The organism is Pseudoroseicyclus sp. CXY001 (assembly GCF_041714655.1).
Classification (GTDB): Bacteria; Pseudomonadota; Alphaproteobacteria; order Rhodobacterales; family Rhodobacteraceae; genus Pseudoroseicyclus_A.
Genome location: NZ_CP168219.1, coordinates 308874 through 329389, shown reverse-complemented (window position 1 = coordinate 329389; position 20516 = coordinate 308874). Strand labels below are relative to the sequence as shown.

General features: G+C 70.5%; 21 protein-coding genes. 11 read left to right on the top strand and 10 right to left on the bottom strand.

Annotated features, from left to right (window positions below):
* Nucleotides 1-36: 36 nt before the first annotated feature.
* From ACAZ03_RS01675 to ACAZ03_RS01665, 3 genes are all read left to right on the top strand, one after another.
* Nucleotides 37-1245, top strand: coding sequence for an NAD(P)/FAD-dependent oxidoreductase (locus ACAZ03_RS01675; RefSeq protein WP_373355606.1), 1209 nt, complete (start codon nucleotides 37-39; stop codon nucleotides 1243-1245).
* A 7-nt stretch (nucleotides 1246-1252) separates the two neighbouring features.
* Nucleotides 1253-1840, top strand: a complete 588-nt coding sequence (locus ACAZ03_RS01670; RefSeq protein ID WP_373355605.1) for an RsmD family RNA methyltransferase — start codon at nucleotides 1253-1255, stop codon at nucleotides 1838-1840.
* A gap of 183 nt (nucleotides 1841-2023) precedes the next feature.
* Nucleotides 2024-2197 carry a hypothetical protein gene (locus ACAZ03_RS01665; RefSeq protein ID WP_373355604.1) on the top strand — a complete coding sequence of 58 codons (174 nt, stop codon included), beginning with the start codon at nucleotides 2024-2026 and terminating at the stop codon, nucleotides 2195-2197.
* Nucleotides 2198-2216: 19 nt separating this feature from the next.
* Here the strand turns inward: ACAZ03_RS01665 and map are convergent, their stop codons facing one another.
* Complete coding sequence (gene map / locus ACAZ03_RS01660) at nucleotides 2217-3023, bottom strand: type I methionyl aminopeptidase (protein WP_373355603.1); 807 nt, start codon at nucleotides 3021-3023, stop codon at nucleotides 2217-2219.
* 81 nt (nucleotides 3024-3104) lie between these two features.
* Between map and ACAZ03_RS01655 the strand changes: the two genes are divergently transcribed.
* The 3 genes from ACAZ03_RS01655 to ACAZ03_RS01645 all read left to right on the top strand — a co-directional run bounded on the left by ACAZ03_RS01655 (nucleotide 3105) and on the right by ACAZ03_RS01645 (nucleotide 5463).
* Complete coding sequence (locus tag ACAZ03_RS01655) at nucleotides 3105-3827, top strand: competence/damage-inducible protein A (RefSeq protein WP_373355602.1); 723 nt, start codon at nucleotides 3105-3107, stop codon at nucleotides 3825-3827.
* 68 nt (nucleotides 3828-3895) lie between these two features.
* A complete protein-coding gene (locus ACAZ03_RS01650) occupies nucleotides 3896-4537 on the top strand; it encodes a GNAT family N-acetyltransferase (RefSeq protein WP_373357022.1) in 642 nt (213 codons plus the stop codon).
* On the top strand, nucleotides 4534-5463 hold the full coding sequence (locus ACAZ03_RS01645; protein ID WP_373355601.1) for an OmpA family protein: 930 nt from the start codon (nucleotides 4534-4536) through the stop codon (nucleotides 5461-5463). Before ACAZ03_RS01650 ends, ACAZ03_RS01645 begins: the two co-directional genes overlap by 4 nt.
* A gap of 143 nt (nucleotides 5464-5606) precedes the next feature.
* Here the strand turns inward: ACAZ03_RS01645 and ACAZ03_RS01640 are convergent, their stop codons facing one another.
* Both ACAZ03_RS01640 and ACAZ03_RS01635 read right to left on the bottom strand, forming a co-directional pair.
* Complete coding sequence (locus ACAZ03_RS01640; protein WP_373355600.1) at nucleotides 5607-6545, bottom strand: L-threonylcarbamoyladenylate synthase; 939 nt, start codon at nucleotides 6543-6545, stop codon at nucleotides 5607-5609.
* 183 nt (nucleotides 6546-6728) lie between these two features.
* Nucleotides 6729-7460, bottom strand: a complete 732-nt coding sequence (locus ACAZ03_RS01635; protein ID WP_373355599.1) for an NYN domain-containing protein — start codon at nucleotides 7458-7460, stop codon at nucleotides 6729-6731.
* Nucleotides 7461-7624: 164 nt separating this feature from the next.
* On the opposite strand from ACAZ03_RS01635, the gene ACAZ03_RS01630 reads away from it, so the two are divergent.
* Complete coding sequence (locus ACAZ03_RS01630) at nucleotides 7625-7981, top strand: iron chaperone (RefSeq protein ID WP_373355598.1); 357 nt, start codon at nucleotides 7625-7627, stop codon at nucleotides 7979-7981.
* Between the two features lie 28 nt (nucleotides 7982-8009).
* Here the strand turns inward: ACAZ03_RS01630 and ACAZ03_RS01625 are convergent, their stop codons facing one another.
* The 5 genes from ACAZ03_RS01625 to ACAZ03_RS01605 form a co-directional block, all read right to left on the bottom strand.
* Nucleotides 8010-8378, bottom strand: a complete 369-nt coding sequence (locus ACAZ03_RS01625) for a hypothetical protein (RefSeq protein ID WP_373355597.1) — start codon at nucleotides 8376-8378, stop codon at nucleotides 8010-8012.
* Nucleotides 8379-8441: 63 nt separating this feature from the next.
* Nucleotides 8442-9572 carry an S-(hydroxymethyl)glutathione dehydrogenase/class III alcohol dehydrogenase gene (locus ACAZ03_RS01620; RefSeq protein WP_373355595.1) on the bottom strand — a complete coding sequence of 377 codons (1131 nt, stop codon included), beginning with the start codon at nucleotides 9570-9572 and terminating at the stop codon, nucleotides 8442-8444.
* A 234-nt stretch (nucleotides 9573-9806) separates the two neighbouring features.
* On the bottom strand, nucleotides 9807-10973 hold the full coding sequence (locus tag ACAZ03_RS01615; protein WP_373355594.1) for a nucleotide sugar dehydrogenase: 1167 nt from the start codon (nucleotides 10971-10973) through the stop codon (nucleotides 9807-9809).
* A gap of 75 nt (nucleotides 10974-11048) precedes the next feature.
* Nucleotides 11049-11558, bottom strand: coding sequence for a cell wall hydrolase (locus ACAZ03_RS01610; RefSeq protein ID WP_373355593.1), 510 nt, complete (start codon nucleotides 11556-11558; stop codon nucleotides 11049-11051).
* Entirely contained in the window at nucleotides 11555-11839 is a 285-nt protein-coding gene (locus ACAZ03_RS01605) for an SH3 domain-containing protein (RefSeq protein WP_373355591.1), read from the bottom strand. The genes ACAZ03_RS01610 and ACAZ03_RS01605 overlap by 4 nt, the downstream gene beginning before the upstream one ends.
* A gap of 282 nt (nucleotides 11840-12121) precedes the next feature.
* On the opposite strand from ACAZ03_RS01605, the gene ACAZ03_RS01600 reads away from it, so the two are divergent.
* From ACAZ03_RS01600 to ACAZ03_RS01585, 4 genes are all read left to right on the top strand, one after another.
* Nucleotides 12122-13675, top strand: coding sequence for an ABC transporter substrate-binding protein (locus ACAZ03_RS01600; protein WP_373355590.1), 1554 nt, complete (start codon nucleotides 12122-12124; stop codon nucleotides 13673-13675).
* A gap of 105 nt (nucleotides 13676-13780) precedes the next feature.
* Entirely contained in the window at nucleotides 13781-14734 is a 954-nt protein-coding gene (locus ACAZ03_RS01595; RefSeq protein WP_373355589.1) for an ABC transporter permease, read from the top strand.
* Nucleotides 14735-14736: 2 nt separating this feature from the next.
* Complete coding sequence (locus ACAZ03_RS01590) at nucleotides 14737-15681, top strand: ABC transporter permease (RefSeq protein WP_373355588.1); 945 nt, start codon at nucleotides 14737-14739, stop codon at nucleotides 15679-15681.
* Nucleotides 15682-15686: 5 nt separating this feature from the next.
* Nucleotides 15687-17297: an ABC transporter ATP-binding protein gene (locus ACAZ03_RS01585; protein WP_373355587.1), complete on the top strand. Its 1611-nt coding sequence runs from the start codon at nucleotides 15687-15689 to the stop codon at nucleotides 17295-17297.
* A 21-nt stretch (nucleotides 17298-17318) separates the two neighbouring features.
* On the opposite strand, the gene ACAZ03_RS01580 is transcribed toward ACAZ03_RS01585, so the two are convergent.
* Nucleotides 17319-19928, bottom strand: coding sequence for an AMP-binding protein (locus ACAZ03_RS01580; protein WP_373355586.1), 2610 nt, complete (start codon nucleotides 19926-19928; stop codon nucleotides 17319-17321).
* Between the two features lie 153 nt (nucleotides 19929-20081).
* A complete protein-coding gene (locus ACAZ03_RS01575; RefSeq protein WP_373355585.1) occupies nucleotides 20082-20477 on the bottom strand; it encodes a VOC family protein in 396 nt (131 codons plus the stop codon).
* Nucleotides 20478-20516: the final 39 nt, after the last annotated feature.

Genomic DNA, 20516 nt, shown 5'->3' with positions numbered 1-20516 from the left:
GCGGATAGTCTCGCCTGATGCAAGAGGGAGAGCCCCATGAGCCATTACGTCGTCATCGGAGCCGGTCAGGCCGGGGCCTCGCTGGTCGCCAAGCTGCGGTCCGCCGGATTCGACGGTGAGATCACCCTCATCGGCGCCGAGCCCGCGCCCCCCTACCAGCGCCCGCCCCTCTCCAAGAAGTTCCTTCTGGGCGAGATGGAGGAGGCGCGGCTCTACCTGCGGCCGGCCGACTGGTACGAGACGCAGAACATCCGCCTGCTGACGGACACGCGGGTGGTCGAGATCGACCCGGCCGCGCACCGGGTGCTCCTCTCCGGCGACGAGCCGCTCGCCTATGACAAGCTCGCGCTCTGCGCCGGCGCCGATCCGCGGCAGCTTCCCTCCGCGATGGGCGGCGGCCTTCAGGGCGTGCTCACGATGCGCGACCTCAACGATGCCGGCCGCATGGCGCCGCTGATGCAGCCCGGCCGCCACGTGCTCGTCGTCGGCGGCGGCTATATCGGGCTCGAGGCGGCGGCGGTGGCCGCCAAGAAGGGCCTGAAGGTGACGCTGATCGAGGCCGCCCAGCGCATCCTCGGCCGCGTCGCGGCGGAAGAGACGGCGGATTACTTCCGCGAGCTCCACCGCGCCCATGGCGTCGAGGTGATCGAGAATGTCGGGCTGGAAAGGCTGACCGGCACCGAGGCCGTCGAGGGCGCCGTGCTGGCGGACGGCCGCGAGCTCAAAGTCGATTTCGTCATCACCGGCATCGGCATCGCGCCCGCGACGATCCTCGCCAGCGCCGCCGGGCTCGCCATAGACAACGGCATCGCGGTGGATGCGCATTGCCGCACCTCGGCGGAGGATGTCTTCGCCGCCGGCGACTGCGCCTCCTTCCCCTGGGGCGAGGGGCGCATCCGGCTCGAGAGCGTCGGCAACGCCATCGACATGGGCGAGGCGGCGGCGCTGGCGATGCTGGGCAGCGACGAGCCCTATCGCCCGAAGCCGTGGTTCTGGAGCGACCAGTACGAGTGCAAGCTGCAGATCGCCGGGCTCAACACCGGCTATGACCGCGTGGTGGTTCGCGACGGCGGCGCGGCGCGCTCGCATTGGTACTACCGGGGCGGCCAGCTCATCGCCGTCGATGCGATGAACGACCCGCGCGGCTACATGATCGGCAAGCGCCTGATCGAGGCCGGCAAGACGGCGGACCCGGCGGTGGTCGGCAATGCCTCCGCCGATCTCAAGGCGCTGCTGACGGCGTGAGGGTCTGATGAGGATCATCGCGGGCCAGCACCGTGGGCTCCGGCTGGCTGAGGTCGGCGAAGGCGATGCGGCGGCGGCGCTCCGCCCGACCTCCGACCGGCTGCGCGAGACGCTGTTCAACCTCCTCGAGGGCGGCCGCTACGGCGCGCCGCTCCGCGGGGCCGTGGTGCTCGACCTCTTCGCCGGGACCGGCGCGCTGGGGCTGGAGGCCCTGTCGCGCGGCGCGGGCTCGGCGCTCTTCGTGGAAAACGGCCGGGTCGGCCAGCGGCTGATCCGCGACAACCTCGGGCGGGCGCGCCGAGGGGCGGAGGCGCGGCTCCTCGCCGCCGATGCGACGGCCCTGCCGGCGAACGCGGGGGAGGCGGCGACCCTGGTCTTTCTCGACCCGCCCTATGGCCGGGCGCTCGGCGCGGCCGCCCTCGCCTCTGCCCGCGCGGGCGGCTGGCTGGCCCCGGACGCGCTGGTGCTTTGGGAAGAAGCCGCGCCGCAGCCCGCGCCGCCGGGCTTCACGCTCGCGGAGCACCGCAAGGTCGGCGTGGCGCATGTGACGTTCCTGCGGGCGGCGGGGAGGGAAGTGCCGGGGGCGCCGGGCTGAAGCCCGGCCTACGGGGAGGCTCCGCCGTAGGGTGGGTTTTCAACCCACCACCCGCCGGCAGCCGGGCTGGGAGGGCGGGGCACCGCACGGCCGTTGCGCCATCGGTGGGTTGAAACCCACCCTACGACGGCCCCAGGCACGGCGGCTCTTGCCCCTCCTCCCTACCGACCTATTCTCTTCCCCATGTTGCTCAGTCTCGCCCCGCCGCTCCTGCCGCGCAGCGACGCCGGCTCCCTGCCCAGGCCGCCGGCCGTGCCGGCGCGCGGGCCGCTCCTCCTGAGCGATGCCGCCACGCCGCTCGGCGGCGAGACGCTCCTGTCGCTCATCTGGAAACGGATGGAGAAGGCGGAGGACTGACCCCGGGGGCCGCGCGGGCTCACCAGGTCGGGTGGAATTTCCCCGCCGGAGAGCCGGTGAAGATCACCGGCCCGTCCGCGCCGATCCCCACCGAATGCTCGAACTGGGCGGAGAGCGAGCGGTCGCGCGTCACCGCCGTCCAGTCGTCGGAAAGCACCTTCGTCGCCGCGCCGCCGAGGTTCACCATCGGCTCGATGGTGAAGAACATCCCTTCCTCCAGCATCGGCCCGGTGCCGGCCCGGCCGTAGTGCAGCACGTTCGGCGGCGCGTGGAAGACCCGGCCGAGCCCGTGGCCGCAGAAGTCGCGCACCACGCTCATGCGGTTGCCCTCGACATGCGCCTGGATCGCCGCGCCGATGTCGCCGAACGTGTTGCCGGCGACCGCCGCCTCGATGCCCTTCATCAGGGCCTCATGCGTCACGTCGATCAGCCGTTCGGCCTTCTTGGGCAGCTTGCCGGCCACGTACATCCGGCTCGAATCGCCGTACCAGCCATCGAGGATGACGGTGACGTCGATGTTGAGGATGTCGCCGTCCTTCAGCTTCTTCGGCCCCGGAATCCCGTGGCAGACCACATGGTTGATCGAGATGCAGGAGGCGTGCTGATAGCCCTTGTAGCCGATGGTCGCCGACTTGGCGCCGGCCTCGCCGACCATGCGCTCGATCTCGGCGTCGATCTCGGCGGTGGTGGCGCCGGGGCGCACCCAGTCGGCGATCCTGTCGAGGATGTCGGCCGTCACCTGGCCAGCCGCCTCCATCCCGGCGAAATCGCCGGGCTCGTAGATGCGGATCCCGTCCCGCGTCAGTCGGCCACGTGTCTTGTCCAAGCGCCAAAGCCCTCCTAATGCTGACCACCTAGGACAGATCGGCCGGGTTTTCCAGTCCGGCCCAGGGACGGAAAGGCCGCGATGCGCAACCCCACAGCCGCCATGCTGGTGATCGGAGACGAGATCCTCTCCGGCCGCACCCGCGAGGGCAATGCCCATCACCTCGCCGGCGCCCTGGCGCCGCTCGGGATTGACCTTCGCGAGATCCGCGTGATCGGCGATGACCATGCGGGCATCGTCGCTGCGGTGCGCGAGCTGGCCGGGCGGGTCGATCACCTCTTCACCTCCGGCGGCATCGGCCCGACGCATGACGACATCACCGCCGAGGCGGTAGCCGAGGCGATGGGCGCCGCCATCGGCGTGCGGGACGATGCGAGGGCGATCCTGGAGGCACATTACGCAAGGACGGGGCAGGAGCTGAACGAGGCGCGGCTGCGCATGGCGCGGGTGCCCGAGGGGGCGGAGCTGATCGCCAACCCGATCTCCGCCGCGCCGGGCTTCTCGATCGGCAATGTCCATGTGATGGCCGGGGTGCCGGCGATCTTCGAGGCGATGGTCGCGGGGCTCCTGCCCGGGCTGACCGGCGGCGCGCCGCTCCTCTCCGGCTCGGTCATGGTCGAGCGCGGCGAGGGAGAGATCGCGGCGGCTCTGGGCGCGCTGGCGGCGGAGCGGCCGGAGCTCTCCTTCGGCTCCTACCCTTTCACCCGGCCGGACGGGCGGCACGGCACGAACCTCGTGGTCCGCGGGCAGGAGCCGGCGGCGGTCGACGCGGCGTTGGTGCGGCTGCAGGAGCTCTTCGGGTGAAGGGCGCGGCGCCTCCTGCGGCCGAACAGATCTACGCCGCCATCGACGCCACCTGGCCGCCGGCGGCCATGGCGCGGCTTGGCGGCTGGACGATCCGCGAGGGGCGGGGCGGCGGCAGCCGGGTCAGCGCGGCGACCTGGGAAGGTCCGGGGCCGGCGGAAGAGAGCCTCGCCGGGGCCGAGGATGCGATGCGGGCGCTCGGCCAGACCCCGCTCGTGATGGTCCGCGCCGGGCAGGAGGCGCTCGACCGGGCGCTCGAGGCGAGCGGCTGGCGGGTGAAGGACCCGGTGGTCACCTATGCCGGCCCGGCTTCGGCGCTGCCGGCGCCGGGGCTGGAGGTCGCGGAGGCCTGGCCGCCGGGGCCGGAGGCGCGGGCCGTCTGGGCCGAGGGCGGCATCGGGCCGGAGCGCATCGCCGTGATGGACCGGGCGGCGGGGCCGAAGGTGGCGCTCGGCATGGGCGGCGGCGTCGCCTATGTCGCGCTCCATGACGGGCTCGCCATGCTCCATGCGCTCGAGGTGCTGGCCTCGGCGCGGCGGCGCGGCCTCGGCCGGGCGCTGATGGGCGCCGCGGGGGCCTGGGCGGCGCGGCAGGGGGCGGGGCAGCTCGTGCTCCTCGTCACCCGCGCCAATGCCGGGGCCAATGCGCTCTATGCCGGGCTCGGCATGGCGCAGACGGGCGGCTATCACTACCGCGAGCTCGCGCCGTGAGGCGGGCCGCCCGGCTTGGCGGGCTCCTTGCCGTCCTCCTCGCCGGGCCGGCGCTGGCCCAGACGCTGAGCTTTCCCGAGGGCGCGGTGATGACCGCCGAGCGGCAGGAGCCGGAGGGCTCCTATGCCTTGCCGCTCGGGCCGGCGGAGGCGGGCGTTGTGCCGACCCGCCGGGTGGAGGGTGCGCTGACGATGCAGGCCTGGCGCCTGCCCGAGACGGAGGACACGCTGGCCCTCCTCGCGCCGCTCCGCGAGCAGATCCTCGCCGCGGGCTTCACCCCGCTTCTCGATTGCGAGACCTCCGGCTGCGGCGGCTTCGACTTCCGCCTCGCGGTCGAGCTCCTGCCCGCGCCCGACTTCTGGTTCGACCTCGGCGACTTCCGCGCCTTCGCCGCCGAGAAGGAGGCGGAGGAGGAAGCGCTGGTCCTCGTCGTCTCGCACACCGCCGGCGCGGGCTATGTACATCTGGCGCGCATCGGCCCCGCTTCGGAGGAGGCCGCCCTGTCGGTGCCGGCGGAGGCCGCGGCGGCGGCACCGCCCGCGAGCCCGGCCGATTTCGACAGCGAGCTGGAGGCGCGGGGGCGGGTGATCCTGGCGGATCTCAGCTTCGAGACCGGCTCCGCCCAGCTCGGCCCCGGGCCCTATGCCTCTCTGCAGGCGCTCGCCCGCTATCTGGCCGCCCATCCCGGCCGGCAGGTGGCGCTCGTCGGCCATACCGACAGCGAGGGGGGGCTGGAGCCCAACATCACCTTGTCGCGCCGCCGCGCCGGATCGGTGCTCGAACGGCTCGTCAGCCGCTACGGCACGCCGCGCAGCCAGCTCGCGGCGGAGGGCATGGGCTATCTGGCGCCGGTGGCCAGCAACCTCACCCCCGGGGGGCGCGAGGCGAACCGGCGGGTCGAGGTGATCCTGACCTCGACGGAGTGACGGGGAAAATTCTTCTGCGAAGAATTTCTGGGGGTCCGGGGGGCGAAGATTTTTCGAGAAGAATCTTCGGGGGGCTGTCTGCCCCCCGTCGCCTTTGGCGACTCCCCCCGAGGATTTTCGGGAGCAAAGACATGGGAGGGCGGTCAGGGCCGGGGAGCGGCGGCGCGGCGGAGGCGGTCGTTGATGGCGCGGCCGAGCCCGTGGTCGGGAATCGGGGCCACGGCGATGCGGGTGGCGCCGCGCGCGTCGAGCGCATGGAGGCAGGCGAATAGATTGGCGGCGGCTTCGGTGAGGTCTCCCGAGGCGGAGAGTGTGAGATCGGCATCTCCGGGGCCGAAGCCGAGATAGGTCTCGCCCGGCTCGGGAGCCTCGGCGTTCAGGCGGAGCGTCCCTTGCGGCGCGTAATGCGAGGCGAGCTGACCGGGGGAGGTCGGCGTGTCGTTCGCGGGGGGCGCGGCGAGGGGGGCGCCGAGGCAGGCCTCCAGCGCCTCCGCCGGGATGCCGCCGGCGCGGAGGAGCGTCGGCTGGCCGGTGAGGCCGACGATCGTCGACTCCAGACCGACCGGGCAGGCGCCACCGTCGAGCACCGCCGCGATGCGCCCGTCGAGCCCGGAGAGCACATGCGCGGCCGTGGTCGGCGAGACGCGGCCGGAGGGATTGGCGGAGGGCGCGGCGACGGGGCCGCCGAAGGCCTCGAGCAGCGCCCGGGCGAGGGGATGGGCGGGGATGCGGATGCCGAGCGAGGGCAGGCCGGCGCTAACGAGTTCGGAGATGCCGTTGCCCGGGCGGGCGGGGAGGACAAGCGTCAGGGCGCCGGGCCAGAATGTCGCGGCGAGGCGCTCGGCCTCGGGCGAGAGCTCGACCAGCGCCGCCGCCGTCTCCAGCGTCGGGACATGGACGATCAGCGGGTTGAAGCTCGGCCGGCCCTTGGCGGCGAAGATGCCGGCGACGGCGCGGCCGTTCCGCGCATCGGCGCCGAGCCCGTAGACCGTCTCCGTCGGGAAGGCGACCTGGGCGCCCTCCGCGAGGAGGGCGGCGGCGCGGGCAAGGCCGGGGGCGTCAGGGGCGAGGCGCTCTGTCATGGCGGCGGGGGATAGCCGCTTGGCGGGGGGCTGCCAAGCGGCGAGGGAAGGATCGGGGCGGCCGGCCCGTTGGGCCGGGTGGAGGCTCTGCCTCCACACCTCCGAGGTATTTTTGGCCAGATGAAAGGGGACACGGGGACTCGGGCCCGCCCCGGCCGGTTAGGCGCGGCGGCGACGCGGCTCTCAGTCGCGGCGGCGGACGAGGAGCTGGTTGCCGGAGCCGGTCTTCGTCTCGAAGACCTTCAGCTCGCGGATGAGGTCGGAGAGCTTGCGCTTGCCGTAGGTCCGCGTGTCGAAATCGGGGTTCGCCGAGGTGATGTACTGGCCGAGCTGGCTGAGCGTGTACCACTCGTCCTCCTGCTCGATCGCCTCCATGGCGCCGGTGATGAGCCGGCGGGCCTCGTCGGGCGTGCCCTTCGGGCCCTCGTCGGGCGGGGCGGGCTGGCTGCTCGCTGGCTGGACGGGCTCCTCGGCGCCTTCGCCTAGGTTTTCCACGAAGATGAAGCGCTTGCAGGCCTTGCGGAAGGCCTCCGGCGTCTTCTTCTGGCCGATGCCGAAGACATCCATCCCCTGCTCGCGGATGCGGCTGGCGAGGCGCGTGAAATCGCTGTCGGAGCTGATGAGCACGAAGCCGTCGAAGCGGCCGGTGTGCAGAAGGTCCATCGCGTCGATGACGAGGCTGATGTCGGAGGCGTTCTTGCCGACCGTGTTGGCCGGGGCGTGATGCGGCACCAGCCCGAGCTCGGCCTGCATCTTCGACCAGCCGGCCATGCGCTGCGAGGAGAAATCTCCGTAGACCCGGCGCACCGAGGCCTCGCCGAGCGAGGCGATCTCGGCAAAGACGGCGCGGGCCTTGGCGGGCGAGGAATTGTCGGCGTCGATCAGGACGGCGAGGAGGGGGCGGCTTTCGGGCATGTGCGGCCTTTCCGGGCAGCTCCGGGGCGGAGTGGGGCACACCTAGGCTTTCCGGCCGCGGCTGGCAACGGCGCCCGCCTTCCGCGGCGGCAGGGGATGGGCTAGGCTCGGGGGCGGGCTTGCCGCAGGGCCGGCTGCAAAGCCCGCCGCAGAGGAGGACGGCCATGGGCGCCCCATCGCCCCACGAGACCTATATCGCCGCGGCCCCCGAGGCGTTGCAGCCCGGGCTCCGCCAGCTTCGCGCGCGGCTCGCCGAGACCCTGCCCGATGCGGAGGAGATCCTGCGCTACGACATGCCGGGCTTCGCCAAGGGCGGGACGGTCATCGCGGGCTATGCTGCCTTCAAGGCGCAGTGCGGGCTCTATGTCAGCCCCGGCGCCATCGCGGCCTGCGAAGAGGAGATCGCGGCAGCCGGGCTCAAGGCGACGAAGACCGGCGTCACCTTCTCGCCGAAGACGCCGCTGCCCGACGGGTTGGCGGAGGCGCTGGCCCGCGCTTCGCGCCGCGATCTGGCGCTCTGATGGCCTAGAGAAGGGCGGGGGCCCCCGATCAGTTGGTCTTGTCCCAGAGCGAGAGGAGCCGGTCGTGGACGAGCTCGCGTTCGTCGGGGAAGTCATGGCTCGAATGCGAGACGAGGAAGGCCTCGACCAGCCCGTCGACCATCGGGCAGATGATGAGGGAATCCACGTCCTCGCCCATCTGGTCGTAGCCTGCCGCCGTCCAGCCGGCGCCGGAGACATCGGCGCCCGGGGCATAGGTGTCGGCGTAGCGCTGGAAGACGCGGTCGGCCTTCGCCATGCATTCGGCCTCGGTGTTCATCGTGGCGAGCGTCGTGGCCGTCCAGCCCTCGGCCTGGGCGGCGGCGGCGGGCAGGGCGAGAAGCGCGGCCGCGGCGATGCGGAAAACCGCTCTGGTCATGTCAAAATCCTTTCCTGAAATGAGACCGGGGCGAGGCCGCCCCGGCCGGTGGTCGCTCTTCGGTCAGTAGACGACGACGGAGCGGATGCTCTCGCCGGCATGCATGAGATCGAAGCCCTTGTTGATCTCCTCGAGGGCCAGAATGTGGGTGATCATCGGGTCGATCTCGATCTTGCCGTCCATGTACCAGTCGACGATCTTCGGCACGTCCGTCCGCCCGCGGGCGCCGCCGAAGGCCGTGCCCTTCCAGGTGCGGCCGGTGACGAGCTGGAAGGGGCGGGTCGCGATCTCTGCCCCCGCCGGCGCGACGCCGATGACGGTCGAGACGCCCCAGCCCCGGTGCGCGCATTCGAGCGCCTGGCGCATGACGGTGACATTGCCGGTGCAGTCGAAGGTGTAGTCGGCGCCGCCTATGGTGTCGCCGCGCCGCTTGGTGAGGTTGACGAGGTAGGGCACCACATCCTCGCCGATCTCCTTGGGGTTGACGAAATGCGTCATCCCGAAGCGCTCGCCCCATTCCTTGCGGGAATTGTTGATGTCGACGCCGATGATCATGTCGGCCCCGGCGAGGCGGAGGCCCTGGATCACGTTGAGCCCGATGCCGCCGAGCCCGAAGACGACGGCGGTCGCGCCCTCCTCCACCTGCGCGGTGTTGATGACGGCGCCGACGCCGGTCGTGACCCCGCAGCCGATGTAGCAGATCTTGTCGAAGGGCGCGTCTTCCCGGACCTTGGCGAGGGCGATCTCGGGCAGGACCGTGTGGTTCGAGAAGGTCGAGCAGCCCATGTAATGCAGGATCGGGTCGCCATCGAGCGTGGTGAAACGCGACGTGCCGTCTGGCATGAGGCCCTGACCCTGCGTCGAGCGGATCGAGGTGCAGAGGTTGGTCTTCTGGCTGAGACAGGAGGGGCATTCCCGGCATTCGGGCGTGTAGAGGGGGATCACGTGATCGCCCGGCTTCAGGCTGGTGACGCCCGCGCCGACCTCGACCACCACGCCCGCGCCCTCATGGCCGAGAATGGCGGGGAAGAGCCCTTCGGGATCGGCGCCCGAGAGGGTGAACTCGTCGGTGTGGCAGATTCCGGTGGCCTTGATCTCGACGAGGACCTCGCCGGCACGCGGGCCGTCGAGATTGACCTCCATCACTTCCAGCGGTTTGCCCGCTTCCAGCGCCACGGCTGCCTTGGTCCGCATGTCGTTCCTCCCGTTTTTCGGGGAGGGTAAGGGCAAGGGGGAGCAATGACAATCACTTGCGGGGGGCGAAGAGGCGCCGCGGGCGGGCGAAGATCTCTCCTGAAAGAGGTTGGGCACGGACAGCGAGTGTTGCGCCGGGCCGAGGCCGGGCCTGGGGGGCTGTCTGCCCCCCGTCGCCCTTCAGGCGACTCCCCCCGAGGATGCCCGGGAGCAAAGACAGGAGGGCGGGGGCGCTCAATCCCCGCCGAAGAGATCGCGGGTGAAGACCTTCTCCGCCACGTCGCCCAGATCCGGCGTCAGGCGGTTGGCGACGATGACATCGGCCTCGGCCTTGAAGGCGGCGAGGTCGGGAATGACGCGGGAGTTGAAGAAGGTCTCCTCCCCGAGGTTCGGTTCGTAGACGATCACCTCGATCCCCTTCGCCTTGATCCGCTTCATGATGCCCTGGATGGAGCTGTCGCGGAAATTGTCGGAGCCCGCCTTCATCACCAGCCGGTGGACGCCCACGACCTTCGGCCGCATCGCCACGATGCGGGCGGCGATGAAATCCTTCCGCGTCGTGTTGGCATCGACGATGGCGCGGATGAGGTTCTGCGGCACCGCCTGGTAATTGGCGAGGAGCTGGCGGGTGTCCTTCGGCAGGCAATAGCCGCCGTAGCCGAAGCTGGGGTTGTTGTAATGCGTGCCGATGCGCGGATCGAGCCCGACGCCCTCGATGATCTGCCGCGCCTCGAGCCCGTGGGCCAGCGCGTAGCTGTCGAGCTCGTTGAAATAGGCGACGCGCATCGCGAGATAGGTGTTGGCGAAGAGCTTGATCGCCTCCGCCTCCGCCGGGCCGGTGAGCAGGACGGGCACATCCTCCTTCAGCGCGCTGCGCTGCAGGAGCGCCGCCACCGCCTGCCCGCGCGGGCCGTCGTCGCCGACGATGATGCGGCTGGGGTAGAGGCCGTCGTGCAGGGCGCGCCCCTCGCGGAGGAACTCCGGGCTGAAGATCACGTTGGGGGCGCCCAGCGCCACGCGCACATGCTCGGTATAGCCGACCGGGATCGTCGACTTGATGACGATCGTCGCCGCGGGGTTCAGCGCCGTGACCTCGGCGATCACCGCCTCGACGGAGGAGGTGTCGAAACGGTCGGTCTCGGCATCGTAATTCGTCGGCGTGGCGATGAAGACGATCTCGGCCTCGGGATAGGCCTCCTCCGGCAGCGTCGTGGCGCGCAGCGTCAGCGGCACCTCGGCGAGGTAGCGCGCGATGTCGGGATCCTCGAACGGGGCCTTGCCGGCGTTGACGAGCGCCACGCGCTCGGCCGAGATGTCCACCGCCGTGACGTCATGCGCCTGGGCCAGCAGCACGGCATTCGAGAGGCCGACATAGCCGAGCCCCGCAACAGCAATCTTCATCCCCATGCCCCCTTTGCCGCGCCCCCTTGGCCGACGCCGCCGGTTTTCCCCCGGGGCGCTCCGGGCCGCAAGGGCCTAGCGGCCGCTGCGGGTGATCCCCTCGATCGGGGGGAGCGGGTCGGGCCGGGTGACGAGCTCGGGGCGCCGCCGCTCGTAGAAGGCATTGCCGCCTGTGGTCAGCACGTAGTGCATGTTGTTGTAGTTCGCGTTGTAGCTGGCGGCGTGGAAGAACTGGGCATTGCCGATGAGCGGATGCCGCTCGCCATTGAGAACGGAGGTCGCCGCCTCGCGCACGAGGGGCGAGGGATCCATCCGGCGAGACATGACGCGGGGCGCGAACTGGTTGCGCTGGCCGACGACGCCGCAGACGCTGTCGGGGTAATCGGGCGATTCCACGCGGTTCATCACCACCGAGCCGACGGCGATCAGCCCGTCGCGGCTCGAGCGGATCGATTCGAAATACATCGCGCGCTCCATGCATTCGAGCTCGCTCGTGCGCCCGAAGATGCCGCAGGAGGCGAGGAGCGCCAGCGCCGCCAGCGCGAGGGGGAGCCGCACGAGGGAGGCCCGCAGGCTCGCGCTCATCGCGCCACCAGGTAGTCGGCGGAGACATAGCCCGAGGCATTCGGCGAGCCGGCGAGCGACACGCGGCACCAGAGCTGGCCGAGCTCGGTCACGCAATCATGCCGGTTGAGTGCCGTGCCCTCCGGCAGGCCCAGCACCGCCCGGTAGCCCAGCCCCGGCCCGGAGCGCATGTTGAGATAGGGCTCCTCCCCGGTATCGCCGACCGCCACCCTGTCGGACAGGCTCGGCGCAGAGGTCACACAGCCGGCGAGGGCAAGCAGCAGGATGGGCGCTAGGCGCATGGGCGGTCCCCGATTGAAATCACGACTGCCGGCGAGGGTAACCCCAAGTCGGAGCGAAGGATACCGCCCGGACGGCAGAAATGGCTGGCATAGTGGGCAGGGCCTCCCATAGTCTGTTGGCATCCGGGCATTTGCCCGGCGACCGGGCAGACCGGCGCCCCGTTTCGCAGAGGGGCAGGTCGGCCCGGGGGCAGCCGCCGGGCCCAGGCAGGGCCGAGGGCGGACGACATGGGACAGCAACCGGGTGCCGAGAAGAGCGCCCGACCATCAGGGAGCCAATACATGCAACGATTTCACACCGGCAGCGTCTCGCGCCGGGGCCTTCTGAAAGGCGCCGCGGCCGCCGGCCTCATCCTCCCCGCAGGCATGCGCGCCGCCCAGGCGCAGGAAGCCAAGCGCGGCGGCACCTTCCGCCTCGGGCTCGGCCACGGCTCGTCCGCCGACAGTCTCGACCCGGCGCTCTATACGCAGCTCTTCGACCAGGTCTTCGCCAACGCGCTGCACAACTACCTCATCGAGGTCGCCGCCGACGGCCAGATCGTGCCCGAGCTCGCCACCGACTGGATGTCGGACGACGCCATCACCTGGGTCTTCCCGATCCGCGAGGGCGTGACCTACCATGACGGCCGGACCGTGATGCCCGCCGATGTCGTCGCCTCGATCAACCACCACCGCGGCGAGGAAAGCACCTCCGCCGTGAAGCCCTATCTCGAGGCGATCCAGGATATCTCCGTCGACGGCCAGAACGTCGTCGTGACGCTCGCCGCCGCGGATGCCGACTTCCCCTACATCCTGTCCGACTACCACCTGCCGATCCTGCCCTCGACCGACGGCAAGATCGACCCGACCTCGCCGGTCGGCTGCGGGCCTTACGTCTACGAGAGCTTCGAGCCGGGCGTGCAGGCCTCGCTGACGCGCAATCCGGATTACTGGAAGTCCGACCGCGCGTGGTTCGACCGGGTGGAGATCCTCGTCATCCTCGACGGCGCGGCGCGGCTCAACGCGCTGCTCACCGGCGAGGTCGATGCCGTCGACCAGGTGGAGCCGGCGACGATCCCGATGCTGGAAGCGCGGGGCATCGCCTCCGTCCTCTCCATCCCCGGCAACGCGCATTACGTCTTCCCGATGGATTCCCGCGTCGCGCCCTTCGACGACAACAACGTCCGGCTGGCGCTGAAATACGCGCTCGACCGGCAGGAGATGGTCGACAAGATCCTCGCCGGCCACGGCGCGGTGTCGAACGACAACCCGATCGGCCCGGCCAACCGCTATTTCTTCGCGGATATGGAAGAGAAGACCTACGACCCCGACAAGGCGAAATACTACCTGCAGCAATCGGGCCTGTCCTCGCTCGACGTGACGCTGTCGGTCGCCGATGCCGCCTTCGCGGGCGCCGTCGATGCTGGTGTGCTCTACTCCGAACGCGCCGCCGCGGCGGGGATCACCATCAATATCGACCGGGTGCCGAACGACGGCTACTGGGACAACACCTGGATGCAGGTGCCCTTCTGCGCCTCCTACTGGGGCGGGCGCCCGACGGAGGACCAGATGTTCTCGGTCGCCTATGCGACCGGCGCCGCCTGGAACGACAGCTTCTGGTCGAACGAGCGCTTCGACACGCTCCTGCTCGAGGCCCGCTCCGAGCTCGACGAGGACAAGCGCCGCGAGATGTATCACGAGATGCAGCAGATCGTGAGCTTCGAGGGCGCCGTGGTCATCCCCATGTACAACAACTTCATCATGGGCGTGGCCAACAACGTGAGCACGCCGGAGACGATCGGCAAGAACGCCAATATCGACGGCTACCGCGCCCTCGAGCGCTGGTGGTTCGCCTGATCTGATGGTCTGGGGGTCCCGGACGTCAGGTCCGGGGCCCCTGCCGAGGCGGGCCCGGGGAGGGCCCGATGAGGGCCCCGCCCGGGGCCGACGAGGGGAACCCGCATGTCCGCAATCTGGCGCATGATCGCCCAGCGCCTGGCGCTCGGCCTTCTGACGCTCTTCATCGTCTCTCTGCTGATCTTCTTCGCCACCGAGCTTCTGCCCGGCGACCTCGCCCGGCAGCTTCTCGGCAACTCGGCGACGCCGGAGACGCTCGCCGTCCTCCGCGAGCAGCTCGGGCTCAACGATCCCGCGCCGCTGCGCTACTGGAACTGGCTGACGGGCGCGCTGCAGGGCGATTTCGGCGTCTCGATGGGCAACCAGCGCCCGATCTCGGAGCTGATCGGCGCGAGGCTCGGCAACACGATCTTCCTCGCGCTCTATGCCGCCGCCATGGCCGTGCCGATCTCGCTGGTGCTCGGTGTGCTCGCGGCGCTCTGGCGCAATTCGGTTTTCGACAAGGTGGTCAACGCCCTGTCGCTCACCTCGATCTCCTTCCCGGAGTTCTTCGTCTCCTACATCCTCATCCTGTGGCTGGCGCAATCGGGGATCTTCCCCTCGATGGTGCGCGTCGTGCCGGGGGCGGAGCTTTCCGACCGGCTCTGGCAGACCTTCCTGCCGGCTCTGACGCTGACCCTCGTCGTCACCGCGCATATGATGCGCATGACGCGGGCCGCCATCATCAACCTCCTCGCCCTGCCCTATATCGAGATGGCGCGGCTGAAGGGGATCTCGCCCCTGCGGATCGTCCTGCGGCACGCGCTGCCGAACGCGCTGGCGCCGATCATCAACGTCATCGCGCTCAACCTCGCCTATCTCATCACCGGCGTCGTGGTGGTGGAGGTCGTCTTCGTCTATCCCGGCCTCGGCCAGCTCATGGTCGACAGCGTCACCAACCGGGACATCGCCGTGGTGCAGGCCGTGGCGCTGATCTTCGCGGCGGCCTATGTGCTCCTCAACCTCCTCGCGGATGTGCTCTCGACGATCACCAACCCGCGCCTTCTGCACAGGAGGTGACGATGGACGCGCTCTGGACCGCAGCGCCGACGCTGCGCAACATCCTCCTCGCCCTGATCGTCATCGGCCTCGCGCTCGGCCTCGCGGCCCTGCTGCGCAGCCTCATTGCCCGGGCCCTGCCCGACCGGCTGGCGCATGAGACGCGGGGAATGCCCGTGACCGCCGCCTTCGGCATCATGGTCATCGTGATCTACATCCTCGTCGCGATCTTCGCGCCGCTGATCGCGCCCTACCCCGAGCGGATGGTCGTCGGCGGCGGCTACCTGCCGTGGAGCGCCGAGTTCCCGCTCGGCACCGACAAGCTCGGGCGCGACATGCTCTCCCGGCTGATCTTCGCGGCGCGGAACACCGTGGGCATCGCCTTCGCCACCACGCTCCTCGCCTTTCTCGTCGGCTCGTTCCTCGGGCTCTGGGCGGCGCTGCTCGGCGGCTGGACGGATCAGATCCTCTCGCGCATCGTCGATGCGCTGATGGCGATTCCGGCGCTCATCTTCTCGATGCTGCTCCTGACCATCTTCGGCACCTCGATCCCGACGCTGATCCTCGTCATCGCCACGGTCGATGCGACGCGGGTCTTCCGCCTCGCCCGCTCGGTGGCGCAGGGCATCGTCGTCATGGATTACGTCGAGGCGGCGCTCCTGCGCGGCGAGGGCACCTTCCGGCTGATCCGGCGCGAGATCCTGCCGAACGCGCTCGCACCGCTCGTCGCCGAGTTCGGGCTGCGCTTCTGCTTCGTGTTCCTGACCATCTCGGCGCTGTCGTTCCTCGGCCTCGGCATCAAGCCGCCCACGGCGGACTGGGGCTCGATGGTGCGCGAGAATGCGACGCTGATCACCTTCGGCGACATCACCCCGCTCCTGCCCGCCGGCGCCATCGCGCTGCTCACCGTCGCGGTGAACTTCGTCGTCGACTGGCAGCTCCACCGCGCCTCCGGCCTGAAGGACTGACGGATATGGATGACATCCTCCTCAAGATCGAAGGCCTGAGGATCGAGGGCCGCTCCGGCACCGGCTGGGCCGAGATCGTCAAGGGCGTGGACCTCGAGCTTCGCCGCGGCGAGGTGCTCGGCCTCATCGGAGAATCGGGCGCCGGCAAGTCGACCATCGGCCTCGCCGCCATGGGCTTCGCCCGCGACGGCTGCCGGATCACCGGCGGTTCGATCCGCTTCGACGGGACAGAGCTCAACGGCGCGCCGGAGGCGGTCCGCCGGCGGCTCCGTGGCCAGCGCATCGCCTATGTGGCGCAATCCGCCGCCGCCAGCTTCAACCCCGCCCACCGGCTGATCGACCAATATGCCGAGGTGCCCGTCACCTCCGGCACCATGGCTCGCAGCAAGGCAGAGGCGGATGCGAAGGACCTCTACCGCCGGATGCAATTGCCGAACCCCGACGAGATCGGCTTCCGCTATCCGCACCAGGTCTCCGGCGGGCAGCTCCAGCGGGCGATGACCGCCATGGCCATGGCCTGCCGGCCCGATCTCATCATCTTCGACGAGCCGACCACGGCGCTCGATGTCACCACGCAGATCGAGGTGCTGGCCGCGATCCGCAACATCGTGGAGGAATTCGGCACCGCCGCCATCTACATCACCCACGACCTCGCCGTCGTGGCGCAGATGGCCGACCGGATAAAGGTGCTCCTGCGCGGCGAGGAGGTGGAGGAGGCGCCGACCGCCGAGATGCTCTCCGCCCCGAAGGAAGACTACACCCGCAGCCTCTGGGCCGTGCGCAGCTTCGCGCGGGCCGCCGAGCCGCCGCCGGACAGCACGCCCATCCTCAGCGTCGAAGGCGTCACGGCGGGCTACGGCACCCATGCGGTGCTGGAGGATGTGAGCTTCGACATCCACGCCGGGCAGACGGTCGCCGTGGTCGGCGAATCCGGCTCCGGGAAGTCGACGACGGCGCGGGTCATCACGGGGCTTCTGCCGCCGCGCAAGGGGCAGGTGCTGCTCGAGGGCGAGCCGCTGCCGCCCTATTACCGCAGCCGCAGCCGCGACCAGCTCCGCCAGTGCCAGATGATCTACCAGATGGCCGACACGGCGCTGAACCCCAAGCTGCGCCTGCGCGACCTCATCGGGCGGCCGGCGCAGATGTATCTCGGCCTCCGCGGCCGCAAGCTCGACGAGCGCATCCGCGAGCTTCTCGCGCTCATCGAGCTGGAGCCCGATGCCTTCATCGACCGGCTGCCCTCCGAGCTCTCGGGCGGGCAGAAGCAGCGGGTCGGCATCGCGCGGGCGCTGGCGGCGGAGCCGAAGCTCATCATCTGCGACGAAGTGACGAGCGCGCTCGACCAGATCGTGCAGGAGGGCATCCTGAAGCTGCTTGACCGGCTGCAGGGCGAGCTCGGGCTCGCCTACATGTTCATCACCCATGACCTCGCCACGGTGAAGGCCATCGCCGACGAGGTGGTGGTGATGCAGCACGGCAAGGTCGTCGACCGCGGCGCCAAGGCGCAGATCTTCACGCCGCCCCATGCGCCCTATACCGAGCTCCTCCTCTCCTCCGTGCCGGAGATGGACCCGGACTGGCTGACCCGCCGGCTGGAGGGGCGCCGGCCCGGCTGAAGAGGGTCGGGCTGAGGAGGGTCAGGAGCGGCGGAACCAGCCGCGCCGCGGCAGCGGCGGCCGGACCCGGGCGATCTCGCCGGCGAGATGGCCGATGGTGTCCTCCCCGAAGAACCGGCCGTGGCCCGGCGGGATCGGCCGGATCTCCCTGTCGGGGAAATCGGCATTCCAGCGCGCCGAATCCGGGTCGCGGTACATCCGCGCCGTGTGGCTGGCGGCACCGTAGATCAGCGAGGTCGCCCCGCCGTAGCGGCCGAGCGCATAGGTCCATTCCAGGAGCATCAGCCTCTCCGGCAGACGGCCCACCAACTCCAGCTTTTGCGCCATCCGCACGGCGAAGAGCCCGGCCTGGCAATTGCCGCCGAGAAGGAAGGGCCCTGTGGGCCGAAGCGCCAGAATCTCCCACAGGTAGCGGTTGCAGATCGCCTCGATCCCGTCGGGGAAGAGCTCGTTTGTGTGGAGGATCTCCACCGCCGAGCGCATCCCGTAGACCGGCTGGTCCGGCCCGAGCGCCCCGGCGAGGCGGCGGAACTCGGCCTCCGACTGGAAGACCCAGAAGAGCGGCGCCCGCCTGCCCTCGACATTGGCGCCGACGACGAGGCTTTCGGGGAAGCGCCGCGCCCCCGCCCAGCTTCCGGTGAAGGCTCCGATCCGGCGGAGCAGCTCCTTGCCGCCCATCGGCGCCGGTGACTGCGGCGTGCGCGGGCCGGTCTTGCCCTCGAGCGCCCGCGCGAGATGGGCGATGGTCGGCTCGTCGAAGAAGGTCGCGAGCGGAAAGACGGCGCCGAACTCCTCCTCCACGGCGCTCATGAGCTGCGCCGAGGCGAGCGAATCGGCGCCGAGGTCGAAGAAATTCTCCTCCGCGCCGGGCGGGGCCGGCAGGTCGAGAAGCTCTTGCCAGAGCCCGGCAAGACGGGCGGCCAGCGCGGCGCCGCCCGCCGCCTCCGGGGGCTGGGTCTGGATCAGCCGATACGCCGGCCAGCGCCCCGTCAGGAAGCCTTGGGCCAGATCGCCGCGCCGGATCTTGCCCGTCTCCGTCAGCGGCATCTCGGCCGCCGGCACGGGGACGAGATGGGCCACGCGCAGGCCGGTGCCCTTCGCGGTGATGCGGACCATCTGCCGGCAGAGCGCGTCGAGCGCCTCAGGGTCTTCCGCATCCGCCACGAAGAACAGCGCCAGCTCGTCGGTGGTGCTCGCCTCGAAGCGGACGGGCACGGCGGCGAGGTTGGTCTCGTGCACGCCCTTCAGCCCCCGCAGCGGCCGCTCGATATCGTCGAGCGAAACGTTCCGCCCGTTCACGATGATCGTCGCCTTCTTGCGGCCGGTGATGCGCAGCGCCCCGTCCTCGATCATCCCCAGATCGCCGGTGGCGAACCAGCCCGCGTCGTCGATGCCCGATTGCGCGCGGCTCATGCCCAGATAGCCGGCGAAGAGCGCATGGGTGGAGCGCACCTCCATCTGCCCCGCCACGCCGTCCGGGCAGGGCTGGCCGGCCGGGTCGGTGATCCTGAGCTCCCAGCCGGGATTGCAGGGCCCGAGGCTGACCGCCGCGCCGGGCTCGGCCGTCAGCGCGTCAGGGTCGGCGCGGCCGGTGGAGGTGACGAAGCTCGCCTCTGTCATCGAGAAGCCGAAGGAGATGTCGAGCGCCCCTGCCCCGGCGGCCCGGAGCGCCGCCACCAGCTCCGCCACGGTCGCCGGCACGATGACCTCCGCCCCGAAGCGCAGATGGCTGAGCGAGGAGAGGTCATGGACCCGCCCGGGCTTCGCCAGCGCCTCCGTCAGCCGCGCGGAGGTCGAGGAGGACAGGCTGAAGGTCTGCAGGCGGAACTCCTCTATGAGGGCGAGGAACTCCTCAGGATGGGTGCGGAACCGGTCGTGATGCAGATAGAGCGCCCGCCCGTTGGGCGGCAGGACGACGCTGAGCCCCGCGACCGAATCGAAGGGCGCATAGAGCACCGCCGCCAGGTTCTCGTGCGACAGCGCGTGAAGCGCGAAGCGCCCGGCGAGCGCATCATGCGGGAAGATCGCCACCTTCGCCCTGTCGGTGGTGCCCGAGGTGCGAATGAGCACCCGGCCGGGGCCGACGGGCGGGCCCGCCCAATCCGGCGCGACCTCCGGCAGGTCGTCGGTGAAGAGGACATTCGCCACCCCCAGCGCCCCGGCATCGCCTATAGCGCCGGCCAGCGCGCGGGTCGTCACCAGGATCGGCGCCTCGAGGAGCGGGCAGAGCTCGGCGAGCTGCGGGCCGAGCTGCCCGGAATCGCTGCCGGTCTGCCGATGTTGCAGCGGCAGGCAGCTCAGCCCGCCCTCGATTGCCGCCCAGGCCGCCGGCACGAAGCCCCGCGCCGTCTCGAAGCAGGCGATAACGTCGCGCCCGGCGATCCCCGGCAGCTGGCGGAGCGCGGCGAGGATGCGCCGCGCCTCGGCCTGAAGGCCCGCATAGGGTGTGACGCTCCGCGCGCCGGAGCGGCCGATCTCGGTGAGCGTGCCGTCCGGATGGGCCGCGAGCCGCTCCGCCAGCATCTGCGCGAGGGCGCGGCGCGGGCCGAGCACCGCCTCGAAGTCCGCGCCGGCAAGGCGGCCGCCTTCGCCGGGCGCCTGCACGCCGGGATCCATGTCTGCCAGGCTCACCGCGTCCCCCTTCGCTGTCGGCCGGCGGGCCGGCTTTTGCGGCACAAAAGCGCAAGCGGGCGGGGGAGTCCATTTCCCGATGCAGGCTGCGCGCCAATGCCGCCGCCCGGCAGGGCGAGCGGCGGGGGCTGGCGCCAGCTTCAACAGCGCATCCTACCTCTGGGCAAACCGAGCCTTCGCGGCCTCCGACTCCGGCGAGTACAGGCTGACCAGGTTTCCCTCCGGATCCCGCAGCTGGAACGTCCGGTTTCCCCAGGGCAGCATTTTCGGTGGGTGGACGACGGTCAGATCCTCCAGCCGCGCGAATTCGGAATCGATGTCATCCACCTGAAACTCGATGATGGCCGTCCGGTTCGCTCCGGCTTCGGCGCTGCCGGCCTCGAAGAGCGCCACGGTCTCTTCCGAGCCGATGGCAAGTGAGGCGCCCGGTGTGACGATCTCTGCGAAGACCGGTGCAAGCCACTGGGCTTTCACGCCAGTGACCCTCTCGTAGAAGGCGACGAGGCCTTGGACATCGCGTGCGATGAGACGAATGGAGGCAATTTTCATGGGTGTGTCCTTTCCTGCCGGCTCTTGACCGGCAGGGCC